Raw genomic sequence first — 17,554 nt, 5'->3', positions numbered from 1 at the left:
TAATTTAGTCCAAAAATATAAGCACCCTAGGGTGCTTATATTTTTATAACTATTCTTTTTCGAAGCTTCCACAGTCTGTGCATTGTTTTGTTTTAGCTAATGATTCATGTTTTGTAACTTGAATTTTCTCTAGTGTACAATAGTCTTGATCTTTAGCATGAAATCTACATTCGTTAACTACACATCCTATGCTATCATTGCGGTTTACCATCATTACTGAATACCTCCATGAATTAATTATATTTTAAAAACTAACAATATTATTTTCTCACTTTAAGTTTTATATATACATGAAATTAAAATTAAATAAAGGTATACATATTGAATATATGGCTGGGAACTTAATAAGAAAACGTTGCTTTTTAGTACAATTAGATAAATTATCATGAAGATATTATGTATAAAAATATTATATGAAACAATTATATGTTATAATGATATTTAGTTATTATAACATGGAGTTACAAGTATTAGTTTTGGGGGATTGAGAATAACATGAAGTATTATTTAGTAGCTTTATTTGATAAACAATCATATTCATACATTGAAGGAATGCAGAAAAGCATATGTAAAAAGTATAAGATATATAAAAATATGCCTGTTCTTCACATAACCTTAGAAGTTGTAGGAGATCCTGATATAGAGAAACTAAATAAAATAGTTTCTGATATATTAAAGCCATATAAGAAATTTAAAGTTGAAATTAATGGAGCAATATGTTTTGATCCACCATATAAATCAGTTAATTTAAAAATAGAAAATAAGGGATATATAATCAGATTAGTAAGACATATAAATGACACACTTAAATTGCATGGTTTTAATGTTAGAGATAATATCGACAACTGGGATTTGCATATTTCACTAGCTAATACTAATTATGCTATAAGAGAATGGTCTAGTAAAGAATATGTGGCAGCTTGTGATACTACTAAAAAAGAAAATATTCACAAAATGGCAAAGATAGATAGGATAGAGCTTTGGAAGCCGATAAACAATAAAAAAGAAATGATAATAAAAAGTTTTCCATTAAGGGACTTTTAGCATAGCAATAAATAATGAAAAGAAGAGTAGTGGTAGCAGAAGGTTGTCATTGCTCTTCTTTTTTCAATTTTAAGTAATGAAAAAGTTTTCAAAAAAATGATTGACATCTTATCAAAGCTAATATAGAATAAATTTAACCGGTTTATTTAACCGGTTAAATAAACGAGGGTTATTTATTATAGAGGTGAATATATATGAACAGAGTTTGCATTTTAGGCAGCATAAATATGGACTTAGTATTAAGAGTTGATAGAATGGTAAAGTCAGGAGAAACTATTTTATCAAAGGATTATAAAAAAATTCCCGGAGGAAAAGGTGCTAATCAAGCAGTTGCTGCTAAAAGATTAGGAGCTGGTGTAAGCTTTATAGGAAAAGTTGGACAAGATGAAAACGGTTGCGAACTTTTAAAAGTTATGGAACAAGATAAAATAGATATAAACAACATTAAATATAGTGATCATACTCCAACTGGTATGGCAATTATTACAGTTGATGATGCTGGAAGTAATTCTATAATAGTTGTACCTGGAGCTAACATGGAGGTTGACAATAAATCAATTGAAGATGCTGAAGATGTAATAAAAAATTCTAAATTGCTTATAGCTCAATTTGAAACTCCATTAGATATCACAATAAGGGCCTTTGAAATTGCTAAGAAAAATGAGGTAACAACTATACTGAACCCAGCTCCAGCAAAAAACATACCTGATGAGCTGTTAAAACTTACAGATATTATAGTTCCAAATGAAACAGAAGCTTTTGAGCTTACAGGAGTTAAGGTTGAAGATATAAGTAGTGTAAAAGAAGCAGCAGATAGTTTCATGGGAAAAGGAGTTAAATTTGTAGTAATAACCCTAGGTGAGAGAGGGGCAGCGGTAGTAAGCAATGATAAGTTCAGCATTATACCAGCCTATAAGGTTAAGGCTGTAGACACTACTGCAGCAGGAGATAGCTTTATAGGAGCCTTAGTAAGTAAATTACAAAATGAGGATAAAGTAGATTTTGAAATAATTGAAAAAGCTATTAAATTTGCAAATAAAGTTTCAGCACTTGTAGTTCAGAGACAAGGTGCTCAACCATCCCTTCCATATCTAGAAGAAGTGATTAAGTTATACGGGGAGGAATAAAAGATGAAAAAAATCGGATTATTAAATTCAGAAATATCTAGTGTAATATCAAAAATGGGACATACTGATGGTTTGGCCATAGGGGATTGTGGTTTGCCTATTCCAGAGGAAACCAAAAGAATAGATTTAGCTCTTATAAAAGATATTCCTAGCTTTATAGCTACACTAAAAGTTGTATTAATGGAACTTCAAGTAGAAGAAGTAGAATTAGCAAAGGAAACTGCAGATGTTAACCCAGCACTATTTGAAGAAATAAAAAAGGAAATTGGAGATGTGAAGATGACCTTCATAACACATGAAGAGCTCAAAGACAAATTGAAAGAGTGTAAGGCTGTTATAAGAACTGGAGAACAAACACCTTATGCGAATATAATTTTAAGATCAGGAGTTGTATTTTAAAACATTTTAGGAGGAAAGAATATGGAAGATAAAAAGCCGCTTTTAGAGATGGTAGGCATATCTAAATCCTTTCCTGGAGTAAAGGCACTACAAGACGTTAATCTAAAAGTCAATTCTGGAGAAGTAGTAGCATTGCTTGGAGAAAATGGAGCGGGAAAGTCTACACTTATGAAGATATTAAGTGGTGTTTATAAAAAAGATGAAGGAAAGGTTTTAATTGAAGGAAACGAGGTTGATATACAGGGTATTAAACATGCTGAAAGCATGGGAATAACAATTATACATCAGGAACTTAGTGTACTTCCGAACCTAACTGTTTCAGAAAATATATTTTTAGGAAATGAGAAGTTTGATAAGGGCACTAGAAGAATAAATAAAGCATGGATGAGAGAAAGAAGCTTAGGCTTTCTAGAGCAAATTGGATGCAATATAAATCCGGATACTTTAGTTAAGGATATAAATGTAGGAGAAATGCAAATGATTGAAATCGCAAAAGCCTTAACTAAAAACTCTGGCATTATTATAATGGATGAACCAACTACGGCGCTTACTGATGTAGAAACAAAAAATCTATTTACTGTAATTAGAAAGCTAAAAGAAAAGGGAATGGCAGTTATTTATATATCTCACAGATTGGATGAGATTTTTCAAATCTGTGATTCTATTACTGTACTAAGAGACGGTAAATATGTTGGAGATGTGGAAACTAAAAGTGTAACTAAAGATGATTTAATTACTATGATGGTGGGAAGAAAACTTGAAGAGCAGTTTCCTTATAAAGAAGTAGATAAAACAAAGACCTTATTAAAGGTTGATAATATATCCCTAAAAGATAAAGTTAGAAATGTAAGTTTTGAAGTAAAAGCGGGAGAAATACTAGGCATTGCCGGGCTTATGGGAGCCGGAAGAACTGAGCTTGCTAAAACTATTTTTGGAGATTACAAGAAAAGTTCAGGCGAAATCTGTATTGATGGACAAAAGGTTAGTATAAATTCCCCTAAAGATGCAATTAGCCATGGAGTTTGCTACTTATCCGAAGATAGAAAAAAAGAAGGCTTAATTCTTGGCATGTCTGTAAGAGAAAATATGACAATATCAAATTTAAAAAATTATGAAAATAGTTTAAAAAGAATAAATAAAAAGGCAGAAAAAGAAGAGGTTGATAAATATATAAAGAAACTTTCAGTTAAAACTCCTCATAGAGAGCAGTTAATTAAAAACCTTAGTGGAGGAAATCAACAAAAGGTAATATTGGCAAAGTGGCTTATGCTTTCGCCAAAGATTTTGATAATTGATGAACCTACTAAAGGTATAGATGTGGGAGCGAAGAAGGAGATCTATGAAGTTTTAAATGAATTAAAGAGCGATGGTAAGGCTGTCATTATGATTTCTTCAGATATGGCAGAAATAATAGGTGTAAGCGATAGAGTAATTGTAATGCACGAAGGAAAGCTTACTGGTGAATTAAAGAGAGATGAGCTTACTCAAGAAAATATAATGAAATATGCAGTTGGCATTTAAATTTTATATTATAACAAAGGGAGAATGAAATATGGAAAAGGATATTAAGAGTTTGCTTTTTAAATATAAATCTTTAATAGGCTTGATAATACTTTGTGTAGTTATATCTATTATTACTCCTAGATTTTTAACTGTCACAAACGTATTAAACGTATTTACTCAGGTTTCTGTTAACGCAATAATTGCAGTAGGCATGTGCTTTGTAATATTAACTGGAGGAATAGACTTATCTGTTGGATCAACTCTAGCTATAACAGGAGCTGTAGCAGCAACCTTAGTTAAAAGTAATGCTAATACTTTTTTAACTATAATTGTAGTTTTAATAATAGGAGCATTGATTGGTTTGTTTAACGGGATACTAGTCTCAAAAGGTAAAATACAGGCTTTTATAGTAACATTGGCAACTATGACTGTATTTAGAGGAGTAACCTATGTTTATACAAAAGGAACACCTATATCAGGATTAAGCTCAGATTTTACCGTTATAGGTAATGGTAAGTTAGCGGGCATACCTTTACCTGTAATTCTAATACTACTTGTAGTTTTAAGCGCTTGGTATGTGCTAAATCAAACAAGATATGGCAGATATGTTTATGCTGTAGGCGGTAATGAAGACTCGGCAAGGCTGTCAGGTATAAATACAGATAAAATTAAAGCTTTAGTTTATGTTATATGTGGTGTAACAGCAGCACTTAGCGGTATTGTAGTAACAAGCAGAATAGGCTCAGCATCACCTAATGCTGGTTCAGGATTTGAATTAGATGCTATTGCAGCAGTTGTTCTTGGAGGGACAAGCCTTTCAGGTGGAGAAGGATCAGTAATTGGAACAATAATAGGTGCAATGATTATAGGTGTATTAAATAATGGATTAAATTTAATGAATGTATCACCATTCTATCAATTAATAGTAAAAGGACTTGTAATAATACTGGCTGTTATTCTTGATAAGAAAAATAAATAAGTAAACATTAAAAATTTATATAAAATCTGAGGAGGATTAATATTATGAAAAGAACTCGTTTAAAAATGTTATCACTAGCATTGACAGGTATGATTGCTATAGCAGGATTTACTGGATGTGGCAGCAAGACAGAACAAAGCAAACAAGGTGGAGAAAAGAAAAAGATAGGAATGGTTGTATCAACACTAAACAATCCTTTCTTTGTATCCATGAAAGATGGAGCAACTAAAAAAGCTAAAGAATTAGGGTATGAATTGGTAGTTGTTGACTCACAAAACGATGCAAGCAAGGAAAGAGCTAACGTTGATGACCTTTTACAACAAGGAGTTTCAGCAATTATTATAAACCCAACAGATAGTGATGCGGTTGGAAACTCAATCCAAGCAGCAAATGATAAGAAAGTACCAGTTTTAACTGTAGATAGAAAAGCTAATAAAGGTAATGTTGTTGCCCACATAGCTTCAGATAATGTTAAGGGTGGAAAAATGGCAGCAGATTTCATTCTTGAAAAGTTAGGTGGCAAGGCTAACATAGTTGAGCTTCAAGGAATACCAGGAGCATCAGCTACTAGAGATAGAGGTAAGGGATTCCATGAGGGTGTAGATAACAAAGATAATGTTAAGGTTGTAGCTAGCCAAGCAGCAGACTTTGATAGACAAAAGGGATTAAACGTAATGGAAAACATAATGCAAGCTACACCACAGTTTGATGCTGTGTTTGCACACAATGATGAGATGGCTCTAGGTGCTGTTAAGGCCTTAAAAGGCAAAAAGGTTTTAGTTGTTGGTTTTGACGGAAATGATGATGCTAAAAAAGCAGTTGAAAGTGGAGAAATGGCAGCTACAGTTGCACAACAACCAGATTTAATGGGAAGTTTAGCTGTTGAAAATGCTGGAAAAGTTATAAAAGGTGAATCTGTACAAAAAGAAATACCAGTAGATTTAAAACTTATAAAGAAATAATTTAAAAATCCAGGGTAATTTGCCCTGGATTTTGTAAAGTATAGTGTATAATAAATATATAATAATGAATGGAAAAATTTAAAGTGCATGAGGGATGGTAATGAAAAAAGTAACAATGCTTGATATTGCTAAAATGGCAGGAGTATCTAAGGCTACTGTTTCAATGGTTTTAAGTAAACGTGATCAAAGTATAAGCGAGGAGACTAGAAATAGAGTGCTGAGTTTGGCTAAGGAAATGAACTATATACCAAACTCTTTGGCAAGAAGTTTAAGTACAAAAAAACTGGTACAATTGGAATAATCCTTCCGGATATTACGAACCCATTCTTTTCTTCAATTGCAAGAGCTATTGAGGATGAAGCCAGCTTATTAGGATATAACGTAATTTTTTGCAATACGGATAATGAGACGAACAAGGAAGAAAAATATATAAAGTTACTCATAAGCAAACTAGTGGATGGTGTTATATTTATAGCCGGTGGAGAAAGCGAGAATAGTGTTAAAATGCTAAAGCATAATAACATTCCTTTTGTGCTTGTAGATAGATATATTGATACTCATGAAGAGGAATACGGAGTATATGCGCTAAACAAAGATGGAGTTTTGAAGGGGATAGAGTATCTGTATAATGGAGGGAGTAGAAAAATTGCCTTTGTAGAAGGACCTAAAATGCTTGAAATTTCTAGGCAGAGACTAGATGGATATAAATATTCCATGAGTAAATATGGATTATATGATGAGAATCTAGTGTTTAGCGGAGATTTTACTATAGACGGAGGTATTAAGGCTACAGAGAACATACTACAGAATACAACGGATCTAGATGCTATATTTTATAGCAATGATGCAATGGCCTTAGGTGGAATAAAGGTATTATTAAAAAGAGGATTTAAAATTCCACAGGATATAAGAGTTCTTGGTTTTGACAATATTGAATTATCAGAGATTTTTGCGCCAGAGTTAACAACAATATCCCAACCTATCTATGAAATGGGAAAACAATCTTGCAAGCTACTCATAGATGTTATAGATGCTGAAGATATCGAAAGCAAACAGATTTACTTTGAGACAGAGCTTATAATCAGAGAAACATAGAATAATACCCGCGTAATTGCGCGGGTATTAACTTTATCCTATATCTATTAAGTTTTTCTTATAAGAAGAATACAATTCTCTTAGTTCCTTAATTTTTTCATCTAATTCTATTTGAAGATTTGATACTTCGTCATAGTTTCCAGCTTCTATAGCATTCTTAATTCTAGCAAATAAGCTCTTTTTAGAATAAGTATCTTTCATTATATAATGTCTTAATTCATTTATCTTCATCCAGTTAGCCACATCAAGATCCAATGCTTTGTCTATTGAATGAAGCATTTTACAACTTCTTATTTCATCAGAGTAGTTAGACATTATTCTATTGGTTATCTCTATAAGCCATCTCTTTGTTACAGCTAATCTAAAGCTGTTTATAAGCTTTTCATCTAATACATTGCCTTGGATAAGAACATTCTTTTTCTCAGGATACATATCAAATGCTTTTAGATTTTCATAAACTGTAGCTGGAGCCTTTCCAAAGAATTTCTCTCTCTCTTCGTCTGTAAAATCTTCGAATACGTCCTCTTCACTTCTATATGCTCTTCCTTTTTCAAGATAATCTGCATCAGCTTCTGGTTTCTTAGATAATTCAGCTAGAAGATCATCTTCTGTTTTACCATTAGTTACAGCATATTTTATACCATCTATCATAGCTAAATAAAGTACAGATACAGCTAGATAAGTATTTGTATGAGGGTTTGGAGATCTAAGTTCAAATCTAGTAGCCAAAGGGTTTTGTAAATCTCTTATTACACCTACAAGTATAGTTCTATTCCTTGAAGGAATTTCAACTGTATGTCCTATAGAAGTAACTATACAAACAGGAGCTTCAAATCCCGGCTTTAGTCTTCTAAGTGAATCATTAGTAGAAGATACAAATGGATTTATTACTTCATAGTTCTTAAGTATTCCCATTATAGAAGCATAACCAAAAGTACTTAAGAAATGGTTTTTAGTAGTTGAGAATAAATTTATTCTTTTGCCGTTTTTAAGTTTAAGTGCTATACCGAAATGAGTATGCTCTCCGCTGCCAGCGACTCCATCTATAGGCTTAGCTAGGAATGTAACATCTAATCCATTCCTTCTAAATGTTTCTTTAATTATACTTCTAGCCAAAAGTTCATTATCAGCAGCTTGAACTCCAGTAGAATATTTCCAATCTATTTCTAATTGTTCCATTATGTGTGTAAATTTTCCTGACTCATCTATTTTTGCCTTTACTCCACCAACCTCTTTATGTCCCATTTCAGGCTCTAAACCATAAGCATCCATCATAAGAAGAGACTGTTCTAGAGAGGTTCTAACTGCTCCTTTAGTTCTAGTCCAGTATTGCTCTTGTAATACTTGGGAAGTAGAAAGTTCTTCAACATGAGCTTTGTCATTAGGAGTTTTCACCCAAAATTCTAACTCTGTAGCACAGGTAGCAACTACGTCTTCAATGTCTTCAAATTTTATTCCAAATGATGAAAGTGATTCAGGATATTTTTCAAATAAGTCTAATAGAGTTGATTTAAAATATTCAATGGAGTGTTTAAGAATATGTCTAGAGTCTACGGCTTTATTATCGTGATATAAGAAACAAGGAATTCTCAGTGTGCCAACAGGTTTGTTAGTTTCAAGGTCTAAATGTTCATAGTTATACTCTACGAACCAATTTACATCTTTATCTGCTAGCATATCCACTTTAGCGTTATTTAGGCTTGCGATTCCAGGGAGAACAACAGAAGAGCCATCAGTTTGAACTGCTCCTTTTAAAAAAGTGTCTATGTCCTCTAAAAAAACTTTTACAGGTATTTTTTCATCTGTATCATTTCCTGATAAATCTATACCGATTAAAGATACAAATTTTATTTCAGGATGGCAAGTTAGAATTTTTTTTAAGTCTTCTTCAGAATGTTTTTCCTTTGGAATTACATAGAGTAAGTCCTTTACCATATATATGACCTCCTATAAAATATTAAAAGAGTATTTTTACTCTTATATTTTAAAAAATTAATATTAAGCGAATAGTATAAAAGTTTTTATATATTCATGATTTTATAATTAATATGCATATATGTCAATAGAAAAATGAAGGATTATAAAACAAAATTGCAATAGTATGTTATTTCTTACATTTGGATGAGTTTGCAAACGAACCACGAATAATTTGAAAATAAAGTCATTCCAAGGGGTTTGTTTTTCAAAATATACTTATCATAATAAAAAAGAAAATGCAATAAATTTATTTGAAAATTCAGTTTTTTCATATTAATTTCAATTGTATACATTTTCAATGAATATTTATGCAAAACGTACTATTGAATTTGTGTAATCCATATGTATATTATATAATATAAAATATACATATGTACACAACGAGGTGGTAAAGTGAATTTAGAAGATAGGCCTATTGGCTTTTTTGACTCAGGTGTAGGAGGAATCAGTGTATTAAAAGAGGCAATAAAGGTTTTACCTAGAGAAGATTACATTTATTTTGGAGATTCCAAGAATGCCCCTTATGGAACAAGAAGTGTAGATGAAGTTAAAACGCTAACATTTAATGCTGTTGATTATTTGATAAAGAAGAATGCTAAGGCGCTAGTTATTGCTTGCAATACAGCTACTAGTGCGGCAATAGCAGACCTAAGAGAAAAGTATAGTGATCATATGCCTGTAATAGGTATCGAACCTGCCTTAAAGCCAGCAGTAGAATATAATAGAAAAGGGAAAATAATCATTATGGCTACTCCTATGACTTTAGCAGAAGCTAAGTTTAATAATTTGATGGAAAACTATAGAGATAGAGCAGAGATTACTCCACTACCTTGTCCAGGATTGGTTGAATTAATAGAAGAGGGAATAATAGAAGGTGAGGAAGTAAGCAAATACTTGCAAAAAAAGATAGAACCCTTCAAAGAAACTGGAATTGCAGCAATAGTTTTAGGATGTACTCACTATCCATTCATAAAAAAGGAGTTGTCTATAGTATTAGAAAATAAAGTTCCTATTATTGATGGAAGCATGGGGACTGCGAAGCAATTAAAAAGACAACTATTAGAATATAATATTATAAGCAAAAGGAAAGAAGCGGGTAATGTGGAAATAAGCAACTCTCTAAGTAATAATGAAATTATAAATTTAAGTTATAGATTGCTGAATTTAAATGAATAATCTTTGAATTAATTATATAGATTATATATGTAGAAAATAGTAAATAATAAAAGTTATGGTATAATTCAAATATACTATATCAAGATTTGTTAAGTGAAGGGAGAATGAATACATATGAATCCAATAGTAACGATTAAAATGAATAATGGAAAAGTGATGAAGGCTGAATTATATCCAGAGATTGCTCCAAATACAGTTAATAATTTTATAAGCTTAATAAAGAAAGGTTTTTATAATGGGTTAACATTTCATAGGGTAATTCCTGGTTTTATGATTCAGGGAGGATGTCCAGAAGGAGTAGGAACAGGTGGTCCAGGATATTCGATAAAGGGTGAATTTAGCAACAATGGATTTAAAAATGAACTTAAGCATGCTAAAGGTGTTTTATCTATGGCAAGAGCTATGAATCCTAACTCTGCTGGAAGTCAATTTTTTATTATGGTAGAAGACTCACCACATCTAGATGGACAATATGCATCATTTGGTAAGTTAATAGAAGGTGAGGAAGTATCAGAAGAAATAGTAAATTCTAAAACAGATTTTAGAGATAGACCTTATGAAGAACAAGTAATGGAAGAAGTTACAGTAGATACTTTTGAGAAAGAGTATTCTGAACCAGAAAAACTTTAATAAATTAAGGCGCATTCAAATAAATAACAACTCAGTATACCATAAAATATACTATAATCTTTGACTTGTTATTTATTTTTATATGCCTAAGAAGGGAGTGCAGTGCTGTTGGAAAATGATAAAACTATGTTAATATTTGGTTTTGATAAAGAAGAAAAACAAATTATGCATGACCTAATGAAAGAAAATAATCTTCCTGACTACAAAGTTATTGAAGAGTCTATGGGGAAAATGAAGATAAAAGATATACTGAATGGGCTAAAGTTAAATATATATAATTGTAGGCTTCCACAAGAAAAGGTTATACTATTGAATAACTTTAATGATGAGGAATTAGAGAAAGTTATAAAAGACTTAAGAGTTAACTTAATAAGCAAACCTATTTTAGCTGTAGTTACAGAAACATCTATAGAGTGGACTTTTGAAAATTTATTGGAACACTTAATAGAAGAAAGAGAATGGGCTAAAAATCGCAGAAAGTAAAAGTCGGGGGAAAAATGAGTAGAGTTGGAGAAAAAGTAAAAAATATAAGAACTAGTATTGGTATGAGTCAAAAACAATTAGCTAAAAAGTTAGGTGTATCTGAAAGTTTTATTAGTGAAATAGAATCAGGAAGAAAAGTTATAAACCAAAGTTTAATTGATAGAATATCAAAGGTATTAGGAAAAGATATTAATGATATTACAATGTCTTTTGAAGAGCAAGTATATAAAGAAGAAAAGACTGAAAAGTTTTCTAGTAAAAAGAAACAGGAAGAGGTAAAGGATGTGTGGAATGAAGCCTTTAGCTCAGTATTAAAAAAAGTTCCTGTCTATACATATGATATGGAAAGACCGATTAGTTTTAAGCAGCTTCCATTAATAAACAATAAGGTTGATGGATATGCCCAGGATAAGGTATTATATTTAGAAATTGAAGATGATGACATGATAGGATTTAGGATATCAAAAGGAGATTTAGCTTTTGCTCATATCACACATGAATTAGAAAATAGTGCAGTATGCCTTATAGAATATGATAACAAGAGAACGGTGAGGCAAATAAAGAAGTTAGATAATAGTAAGTTATTGCTTTTAAGCAATAGAGGTAGCTTAAGAACAGAAACAGTTGGAGTAAAAGATATTAAGGTTATAGCTAAGCTTGATAGACTTGAGATAAAATTATAATAGATTAATAAAAGTCTCTATTATCGAGTTGGGTAATAGGGACTTTTATTAATCTATTATAAATACCTTTGTCAAAATAATACTAATGTTGTATAATTTATTTTAATATAAACTATTTGTATAAGTAGTAGTTTTTCGTGAAATTTTGTAAGTATTTAGGAGGGAGCATATGAAAGGGACTATAGTTGCTACATGGATGAGAACCTGTAGAAAATTATATGGTAATGACACGGTAGATAAGGCTATGGAATCTGTAGGCTGGGGAGCAAGTAAAATATTTTCACCTGCAGAAAATATAGAAGATACAAAAGTTAAGGAAGCAATCGATTTAATAGCAAAAGATAATAAGGTTGACACTAAAGGTTTATGGAAAGAAATAGGAATAGATAACATAAGTGCATTTCATAATGACTTTCCAGCATTTTTCGAACAGGAAAATTTGTATTCATTTCTAAAGTCACTGTTTGATATACATGTTGTTATGACGAAAAAATTCCCAGGAGCTAAACCACCATTAGTAACAATAAACCCTATATCAGATAGAGTAGCTATTTTTGAATACAGATCTCAAAGAGGTATGTTTGACTATCTTGCAGGAATGATTGAAGGAGCTTCTAGATTTTTTAATGAGAAACTTAAAATAGAGGAACTAGAGAAAACCAATGAATCAGTAAAATTTAAGTTTACTTTTGAGAAAGATATATATTATAAAAAAATATATAGATTTAATAAGCTTCTTTCATTGGGATTTTTAAAGGATATAGGAGCAAAAGTAGGAGTATTTACGTTTATATTTTCCCTGGCTACGTCCATTCCTATTATTGGAATTAATAATATAGTTAAAGCAATAATAGTTTCAGTTATATCAGCAATAGCTTCATGGATAGCTGCATCTGCTCTTATGAGGCCTAAATCCATAATAATAGATGATTTAAATAAAATTGTTAAAAGTAGCTTTATTGAAGATGGAGATATAGAAACGGGAGATTTTTTTGAAGATATATATAAACTACTAAATAATCACAAAAAAAGCATTAAATCAGATTTTGTAGGATTCAAAGGTGTTACAGACGAGATGAATACATTTGTAAGTAATATAAATACAATATCCGATTCTATGAACTATACATCTGCAGAAATATCTGATGTAGTTGAGCAGGTAGCCAATTGTGCAGTAGATCAGGCTCAAAATACTGAAAGAGCAGTTTCGGTACTTAACGATAATATTCAAAACCTTAAAAGTATTGTTGAAAGTGAGAATAGTAATAAAACTGAACTAGAAAAAGCTCTAGGAAAAATAAATAATAGTTATGAGAACGTAAATAGCACAAGCAAAAATATACTTGATACTTTGGACAAGTTTCAGCAGGTTAAAGATAAGGGACTTGAACTCCAAGGTAAAGCAAAGGATATTACACATATTGTTTCCATAGTGTCTGGCATTTCTGAGCAGACAAACTTACTAGCATTAAATGCATCTATTGAAGCTGCTCGTGCAGGAGAGCAAGGAAGAGGTTTTGCTGTAGTTGCAGAAGAGGTACGGAAATTAGCAGAACAATCAAAGAATGCAGTGGAAGAGATAAATACTAATTTAGTTCAATTTGCAGAAGAGATACGAGGACTAGTAGAAAAAATAGACTCTCAGTATTACGTTCTTCAAGAGGAAACTAAAAGTTTAGAGAGTGTGAGAGATATAAGCTATGAAGCGACAACCTCAGTACAGATTGTAGCATCATCTATGATACAAACAATAAACGAATTGAGCAAAGAGGCTGATTCTATTGCAAGTATTTATGATAACATAGAATCTCTTGCTGCTATAGCCCAAGAAAATTCTGCTTCCTCTGAAGAAGTAAGCGCAAGTGTTTCAAATTACACTAACGAGATTAGAAAGCTCATAGTAAATATTCATGATTTCAAAAATATAGCTGAAACATTTAAAACAGAGCTAGGTAAGTATAAAATATAATGTTTATATAGAGGCTAGCTTGATTAAGGGATAAAGCTGAAAATAATAAATACAAATAATTTGAAATAAATAAAAACTAGCAGGAAGCTATCTAATAGCTTCCTGCTAGTTTTTATACTCCTCTTAAATCAAATTCTGGTACGAAGCTTTCTGATGAAGTGCCATTATCTTGAACAAAAGCATTTTTTACTCCTAAATATAAGCAATAATCTATAAGGCTGTCATAATGTTTAGGATTAAGAGGCCTATTAATTTCAGGAAATAATTTAACATCATGCATAGGAGTATACTGATTCATTATACTTATATAAACCGAGTGGCCATAGGTTTTATATATGTAATCTATGATTTTTTTAGAATCGAACAATAACCCAGGTAGCATCATATGTCGTATAATTAATCCTTTTTGTATTAATCCATTGTTATCAAACTTTGGTTCTCCAACTTGAAGGAACATTTCTTTTATAGCTTCTGAAGCTTTCTTAAAATAATCTGGTGCATTAGAGTATTTAGTAGAATATTTGTTATCAAAATATTTTAAATCAGGAAGATATACGTCTATATATCCATTTAAGGCTTTTATAGTTTCAATATTTTCATAGCCATTGGTATTAAATAAAATTGGTATATTGAGCCCATTAGATTTTGCTAAGTCCAGTGCCTTTATAATCTGAGGAACATAATGCGTTGGAGTAACTAAGTTTATATTATGAACTCCTTTTTGTTGCTGCTCTAAAAAGATTTCGCTTAATCTTTCAACGGAGATTTTTTTTCCTATTCCCTCTGCACTTATCCTGTGATTTTGACAGAATACACATTTTAAATTACAATTTGAAAAAAATATAGTGCCAGAACCATTTTTGCCAGATATACAGGGTTCTTCCCAATAATGAAGGGATACTAATGCAACTTTAACAGTAGCATTTGAATTGCAAAAACCTAGGTTACCATCTAATCTATTTACATTACAATTTCTTGGGCATAATCTACAGCTTTTAAGTAAGTCAGACATTATTAACACCTCTATCTAAAGTAAAAATATTAACTCAAATAATTATACAGCTATATATAAATATCTGTATAGATTATATTTTTTTCCTAACATAAAAAACTAGGCACTGAATTATAAAAATAAAGCCTACTACAGCAAAAGCTGGGTATAAAACGGATATAAGATTTACAAATCCTATTTGGGATATAGGAATTGCTATGAGAATAATTAATATAACTAATTTTTTGTAGGAAATACCAAAAGCTTCTTCTAAGTTTTTGCTTACACTATATATATTGGATACCTCAGTAGAAAACATCTCAAGCCATATTATGACTAATAGCATTATCTGTATTGCAGTACCAAATCTATTAGCTATGTATAGCAAAGGAATTTCATATTTAAATATATAAGGTATATTTAAAAGAAGTAAAAGATTTATAATAAAGGATAATATAGTCAAACCTAAGGAACCTAAGAATATGCCTGCAATAAGAATTTTCCTATTCTTAATTTCTGTGCTTAGAGGTGCAAGAACGCCGCTGCAGCACAATATGTTAAAACCACCATAAATAAGTGATGAAAAAAGCCAATTAGATTTATAATGCGGAATATTTTTTAAATGTACTGCATTTATATTCTTATAGAAAGCTAGGTATAATATGAATATAGTTACTATAACAGTAATAAGAGAAGGAACGATAAAGGAGTTTATTTCTATAAGTCCTTTTGTATCTCTAAAAAGCACAAGTGCTGCGGTAAGAGACATTATTATTATGCCAAACCATTTAGATATACCAAAGTATTGGTGGATTAGTGAGCCGCTACCAGCTAATATTATTGCAGCACCACTGATTAGAAAAATAGTAGTGAGAAAATTAGTGGCTCTTCCTAAAAATCCGGGACTTACCAGTTTAATAAGACCATCATAGGAAGAGAGCTTGTACCTTAAACTTACATCAATAATTATTGAACCCATCAATATATAAATAAAAAAGCAAATAAATATGCCTATAAAGCTTTTATATCCATATATTGTAAAAAATTGAGTTATTTCTTGGCCTGATGCAAGTCCAGCTCCAACTATGGTTCCAATAAAAACTGCACCAACTTGAAAAATTAAATATAGATTTTTTTTCAATTCAATCCCTCCTAACATTTAAATCTAAAAATACATAAGACAATTACTTATGGCATCTTTAAATGTACATATCTATATAAATATATATTAATAACATTAAAATAATGATTTATAAATTAAATTTTTATTTTAAGGGAAAACTAGAACATAAGTAGAGAACCAAAATCTCTGATTTTGATATGGTCGCTTACTTAGCAAGCACTCCTTTGAGGAATCGAAAAGGAGTTTCCATGAAATTTTACATAAACGGAGGGGAGTAAAATGAGGAAGGCGAACAAAAGGTGGGTATTAGGTTTAATAATTTCAATTTCACTATTGTTTGTTCAAAGTATATTAGTAAGCTGTGCTTCTAAGAAAAAAGAAGAAAGTAAAAGTACTACTGAAAGCTTTGATATGAAAGCAGCTACAAATGTAGCTGATACTTATATGAAATATTTAATGAAAGAAGATGCCGAAAACAGTAAGAAATTTTACTCGAAAGAGCTTTCACAAAGTTCAATTAGTGAAGAAAATAGAAGCCTAAAAATATTGGGATATGATTTGTCAGAAACAAATGAAATAGGAAAATCTGGGCTTTTTAAAATGAGAGTATCTAGATCAGATGTGACCAAACCTTTTGCATCTTTAGATGAATATACTTTGAAAATAAAAAAAGAAGACTCAGATTATAAGATAACTGAAACGAATAACATAACACAAAAGGAAGCTTTTATACAGAATAATCAAATAAGGCTTAGAAACAAGAATAATGTAAATACAAATCTTGTAGTAGACTTTGGTGGCATACCAAACTATGCTTTTCCAAAGGATGATAAAACAAATATAGATAAAATTACAGTCCCTAAAAGCCAATATGGAATTATAACTTTTTCTTATAGTGGAGATATCTTAGCATTAAGTACCTTTGACAAGGATGCTTATATTGCAGTTATAAAATTAGAAGAAGCCATGGCAGTACAATCCTCAGATAAAGGTGGAGGAGAAGGCGGGGATACTGGAGCGGGAGACACTGGAGGAGGTAAACAGAAGGAAGGAGGCGGTGGAAAGGCCCAAGAAAAACCTATAGGAAAAGATATAGCCAGTTTAGATTTATTAAAGAATTCAAAGGTGGAGTTCTTAACTTTTTCACCAACAGAAAAATTTGTTACTGCACAATATACAAAGCCTGGTATAGGACGCTGTATACGCATTTATAAATCAGATGGAGGAGATTTAATACCATTTAAATTTGAGGAAAAGTTCCCAATGGATAAGGTAGATGTTTTATTTTCATCCTATGATAAAGAAACTCTAAACTTTGATGTAGTACCTAAAAAATCGGGGGATAGATCTGCCTCGGATGTTGTAGGAAAATGGCAGATTAATCTTAGAGATTTTAAACCAAAGAAAATGTGA

Annotated in this window: 16 protein-coding genes and 1 pseudogene; 13 read left to right on the top strand and 4 right to left on the bottom strand. The window is 31.1% G+C overall.

Features of this window, described 5'->3' with window-relative positions; genetic code table 11:
* Window positions 1–49: 49 nt before the first annotated feature.
* Window positions 50–214, bottom strand: coding sequence for a DUF1540 domain-containing protein (locus tag RCG18_RS06640; protein ID WP_308040567.1), 165 nt, complete (start codon window positions 212–214; stop codon window positions 50–52).
* Between the two features lie 281 nt (window positions 215–495).
* Here RCG18_RS06640 and RCG18_RS06635 point away from each other — a divergent pair, with 281 nt between their 5' ends.
* The 7 genes and pseudogenes from RCG18_RS06635 (at window position 496) to RCG18_RS06605 (ending at window position 7,109) form a co-directional block, all read left to right on the top strand.
* The gene (locus tag RCG18_RS06635; protein ID WP_308040566.1) at window positions 496–1,044 is read left to right on the top strand and encodes a 2'-5' RNA ligase family protein; all 549 of its coding nucleotides are present in this window, start codon (window positions 496–498) and stop codon (window positions 1,042–1,044) included.
* Window positions 1,045–1,238: 194 nt separating this feature from the next.
* The gene (gene rbsK, locus RCG18_RS06630) at window positions 1,239–2,171 is read left to right on the top strand and encodes a ribokinase (protein ID WP_308040565.1); all 933 of its coding nucleotides are present in this window, start codon (window positions 1,239–1,241) and stop codon (window positions 2,169–2,171) included.
* 3 nt (window positions 2,172–2,174) lie between these two features.
* Window positions 2,175–2,570, top strand: a complete 396-nt coding sequence (gene rbsD, locus RCG18_RS06625) for a D-ribose pyranase (RefSeq protein WP_308040564.1) — start codon at window positions 2,175–2,177, stop codon at window positions 2,568–2,570.
* 21 nt (window positions 2,571–2,591) lie between these two features.
* Entirely contained in the window at window positions 2,592–4,091 is a 1,500-nt protein-coding gene (locus RCG18_RS06620) for an ATP-binding cassette domain-containing protein (RefSeq protein ID WP_308040563.1), read from the top strand.
* A 31-nt stretch (window positions 4,092–4,122) separates the two neighbouring features.
* Window positions 4,123–5,052, top strand: coding sequence for a ribose ABC transporter permease (gene rbsC, locus RCG18_RS06615; protein ID WP_308040562.1), 930 nt, complete (start codon window positions 4,123–4,125; stop codon window positions 5,050–5,052).
* Window positions 5,053–5,096: 44 nt separating this feature from the next.
* The gene (gene rbsB, locus RCG18_RS06610) at window positions 5,097–6,014 is read left to right on the top strand and encodes a ribose ABC transporter substrate-binding protein RbsB (RefSeq protein ID WP_308040561.1); all 918 of its coding nucleotides are present in this window, start codon (window positions 5,097–5,099) and stop codon (window positions 6,012–6,014) included.
* 100 nt (window positions 6,015–6,114) lie between these two features.
* A pseudogene (locus RCG18_RS06605) lies at window positions 6,115–7,109 on the top strand (LacI family DNA-binding transcriptional regulator).
* A 33-nt stretch (window positions 7,110–7,142) separates the two neighbouring features.
* Here the strand turns inward: RCG18_RS06605 and RCG18_RS06600 are convergent.
* Window positions 7,143–9,044 carry a glutamine synthetase gene (locus RCG18_RS06600; protein ID WP_308040560.1) on the bottom strand — a complete coding sequence of 634 codons (1,902 nt, stop codon included), beginning with the start codon at window positions 9,042–9,044 and terminating at the stop codon, window positions 7,143–7,145.
* A gap of 435 nt (window positions 9,045–9,479) precedes the next feature.
* Here RCG18_RS06600 and murI point away from each other — a divergent pair, with 435 nt between their 5' ends.
* The 5 genes from murI to RCG18_RS06575 all read left to right on the top strand — a co-directional run bounded on the left by murI (window position 9,480) and on the right by RCG18_RS06575 (window position 14,027).
* Window positions 9,480–10,262, top strand: coding sequence for a glutamate racemase (gene murI / locus RCG18_RS06595; protein ID WP_308040559.1), 783 nt, complete (start codon window positions 9,480–9,482; stop codon window positions 10,260–10,262).
* A gap of 114 nt (window positions 10,263–10,376) precedes the next feature.
* Complete coding sequence (locus RCG18_RS06590; protein ID WP_308040558.1) at window positions 10,377–10,892, top strand: peptidylprolyl isomerase; 516 nt, start codon at window positions 10,377–10,379, stop codon at window positions 10,890–10,892.
* A gap of 102 nt (window positions 10,893–10,994) precedes the next feature.
* On the top strand, window positions 10,995–11,375 hold the full coding sequence (locus tag RCG18_RS06585; protein WP_308040557.1) for a DUF3783 domain-containing protein: 381 nt from the start codon (window positions 10,995–10,997) through the stop codon (window positions 11,373–11,375).
* Window positions 11,376–11,389: 14 nt separating this feature from the next.
* On the top strand, window positions 11,390–12,058 hold the full coding sequence (locus RCG18_RS06580) for a helix-turn-helix domain-containing protein (protein WP_308040556.1): 669 nt from the start codon (window positions 11,390–11,392) through the stop codon (window positions 12,056–12,058).
* 169 nt (window positions 12,059–12,227) lie between these two features.
* Window positions 12,228–14,027: a heme NO-binding domain-containing protein gene (locus RCG18_RS06575; protein WP_308040555.1), complete on the top strand. Its 1,800-nt coding sequence runs from the start codon at window positions 12,228–12,230 to the stop codon at window positions 14,025–14,027.
* A 112-nt stretch (window positions 14,028–14,139) separates the two neighbouring features.
* Here the strand turns inward: RCG18_RS06575 and RCG18_RS06570 are convergent, their stop codons facing one another.
* A complete protein-coding gene (locus RCG18_RS06570; protein WP_308040554.1) occupies window positions 14,140–15,039 on the bottom strand; it encodes a radical SAM protein in 900 nt (299 codons plus the stop codon).
* Between the two features lie 73 nt (window positions 15,040–15,112).
* On the bottom strand, window positions 15,113–16,159 hold the full coding sequence (locus tag RCG18_RS06565) for a transporter (protein WP_308040553.1): 1,047 nt from the start codon (window positions 16,157–16,159) through the stop codon (window positions 15,113–15,115).
* 261 nt (window positions 16,160–16,420) lie between these two features.
* Here RCG18_RS06565 and RCG18_RS06560 point away from each other — a divergent pair, with 261 nt between their 5' ends.
* The gene (locus tag RCG18_RS06560) at window positions 16,421–17,554 is read left to right on the top strand and encodes a hypothetical protein (protein WP_308040552.1); all 1,134 of its coding nucleotides are present in this window, start codon (window positions 16,421–16,423) and stop codon (window positions 17,552–17,554) included.

Origin of the sequence: Clostridium sp. OS1-26 (genome assembly GCF_030915445.1) — a bacterium.
Taxonomy (GTDB): Bacteria; Bacillota; Clostridia; order Clostridiales; family Clostridiaceae; genus Clostridium_AM.
Note: the sequence above shows the minus strand (reverse complement) of the source record. Positions and strands in the feature narration are given on the sequence as shown.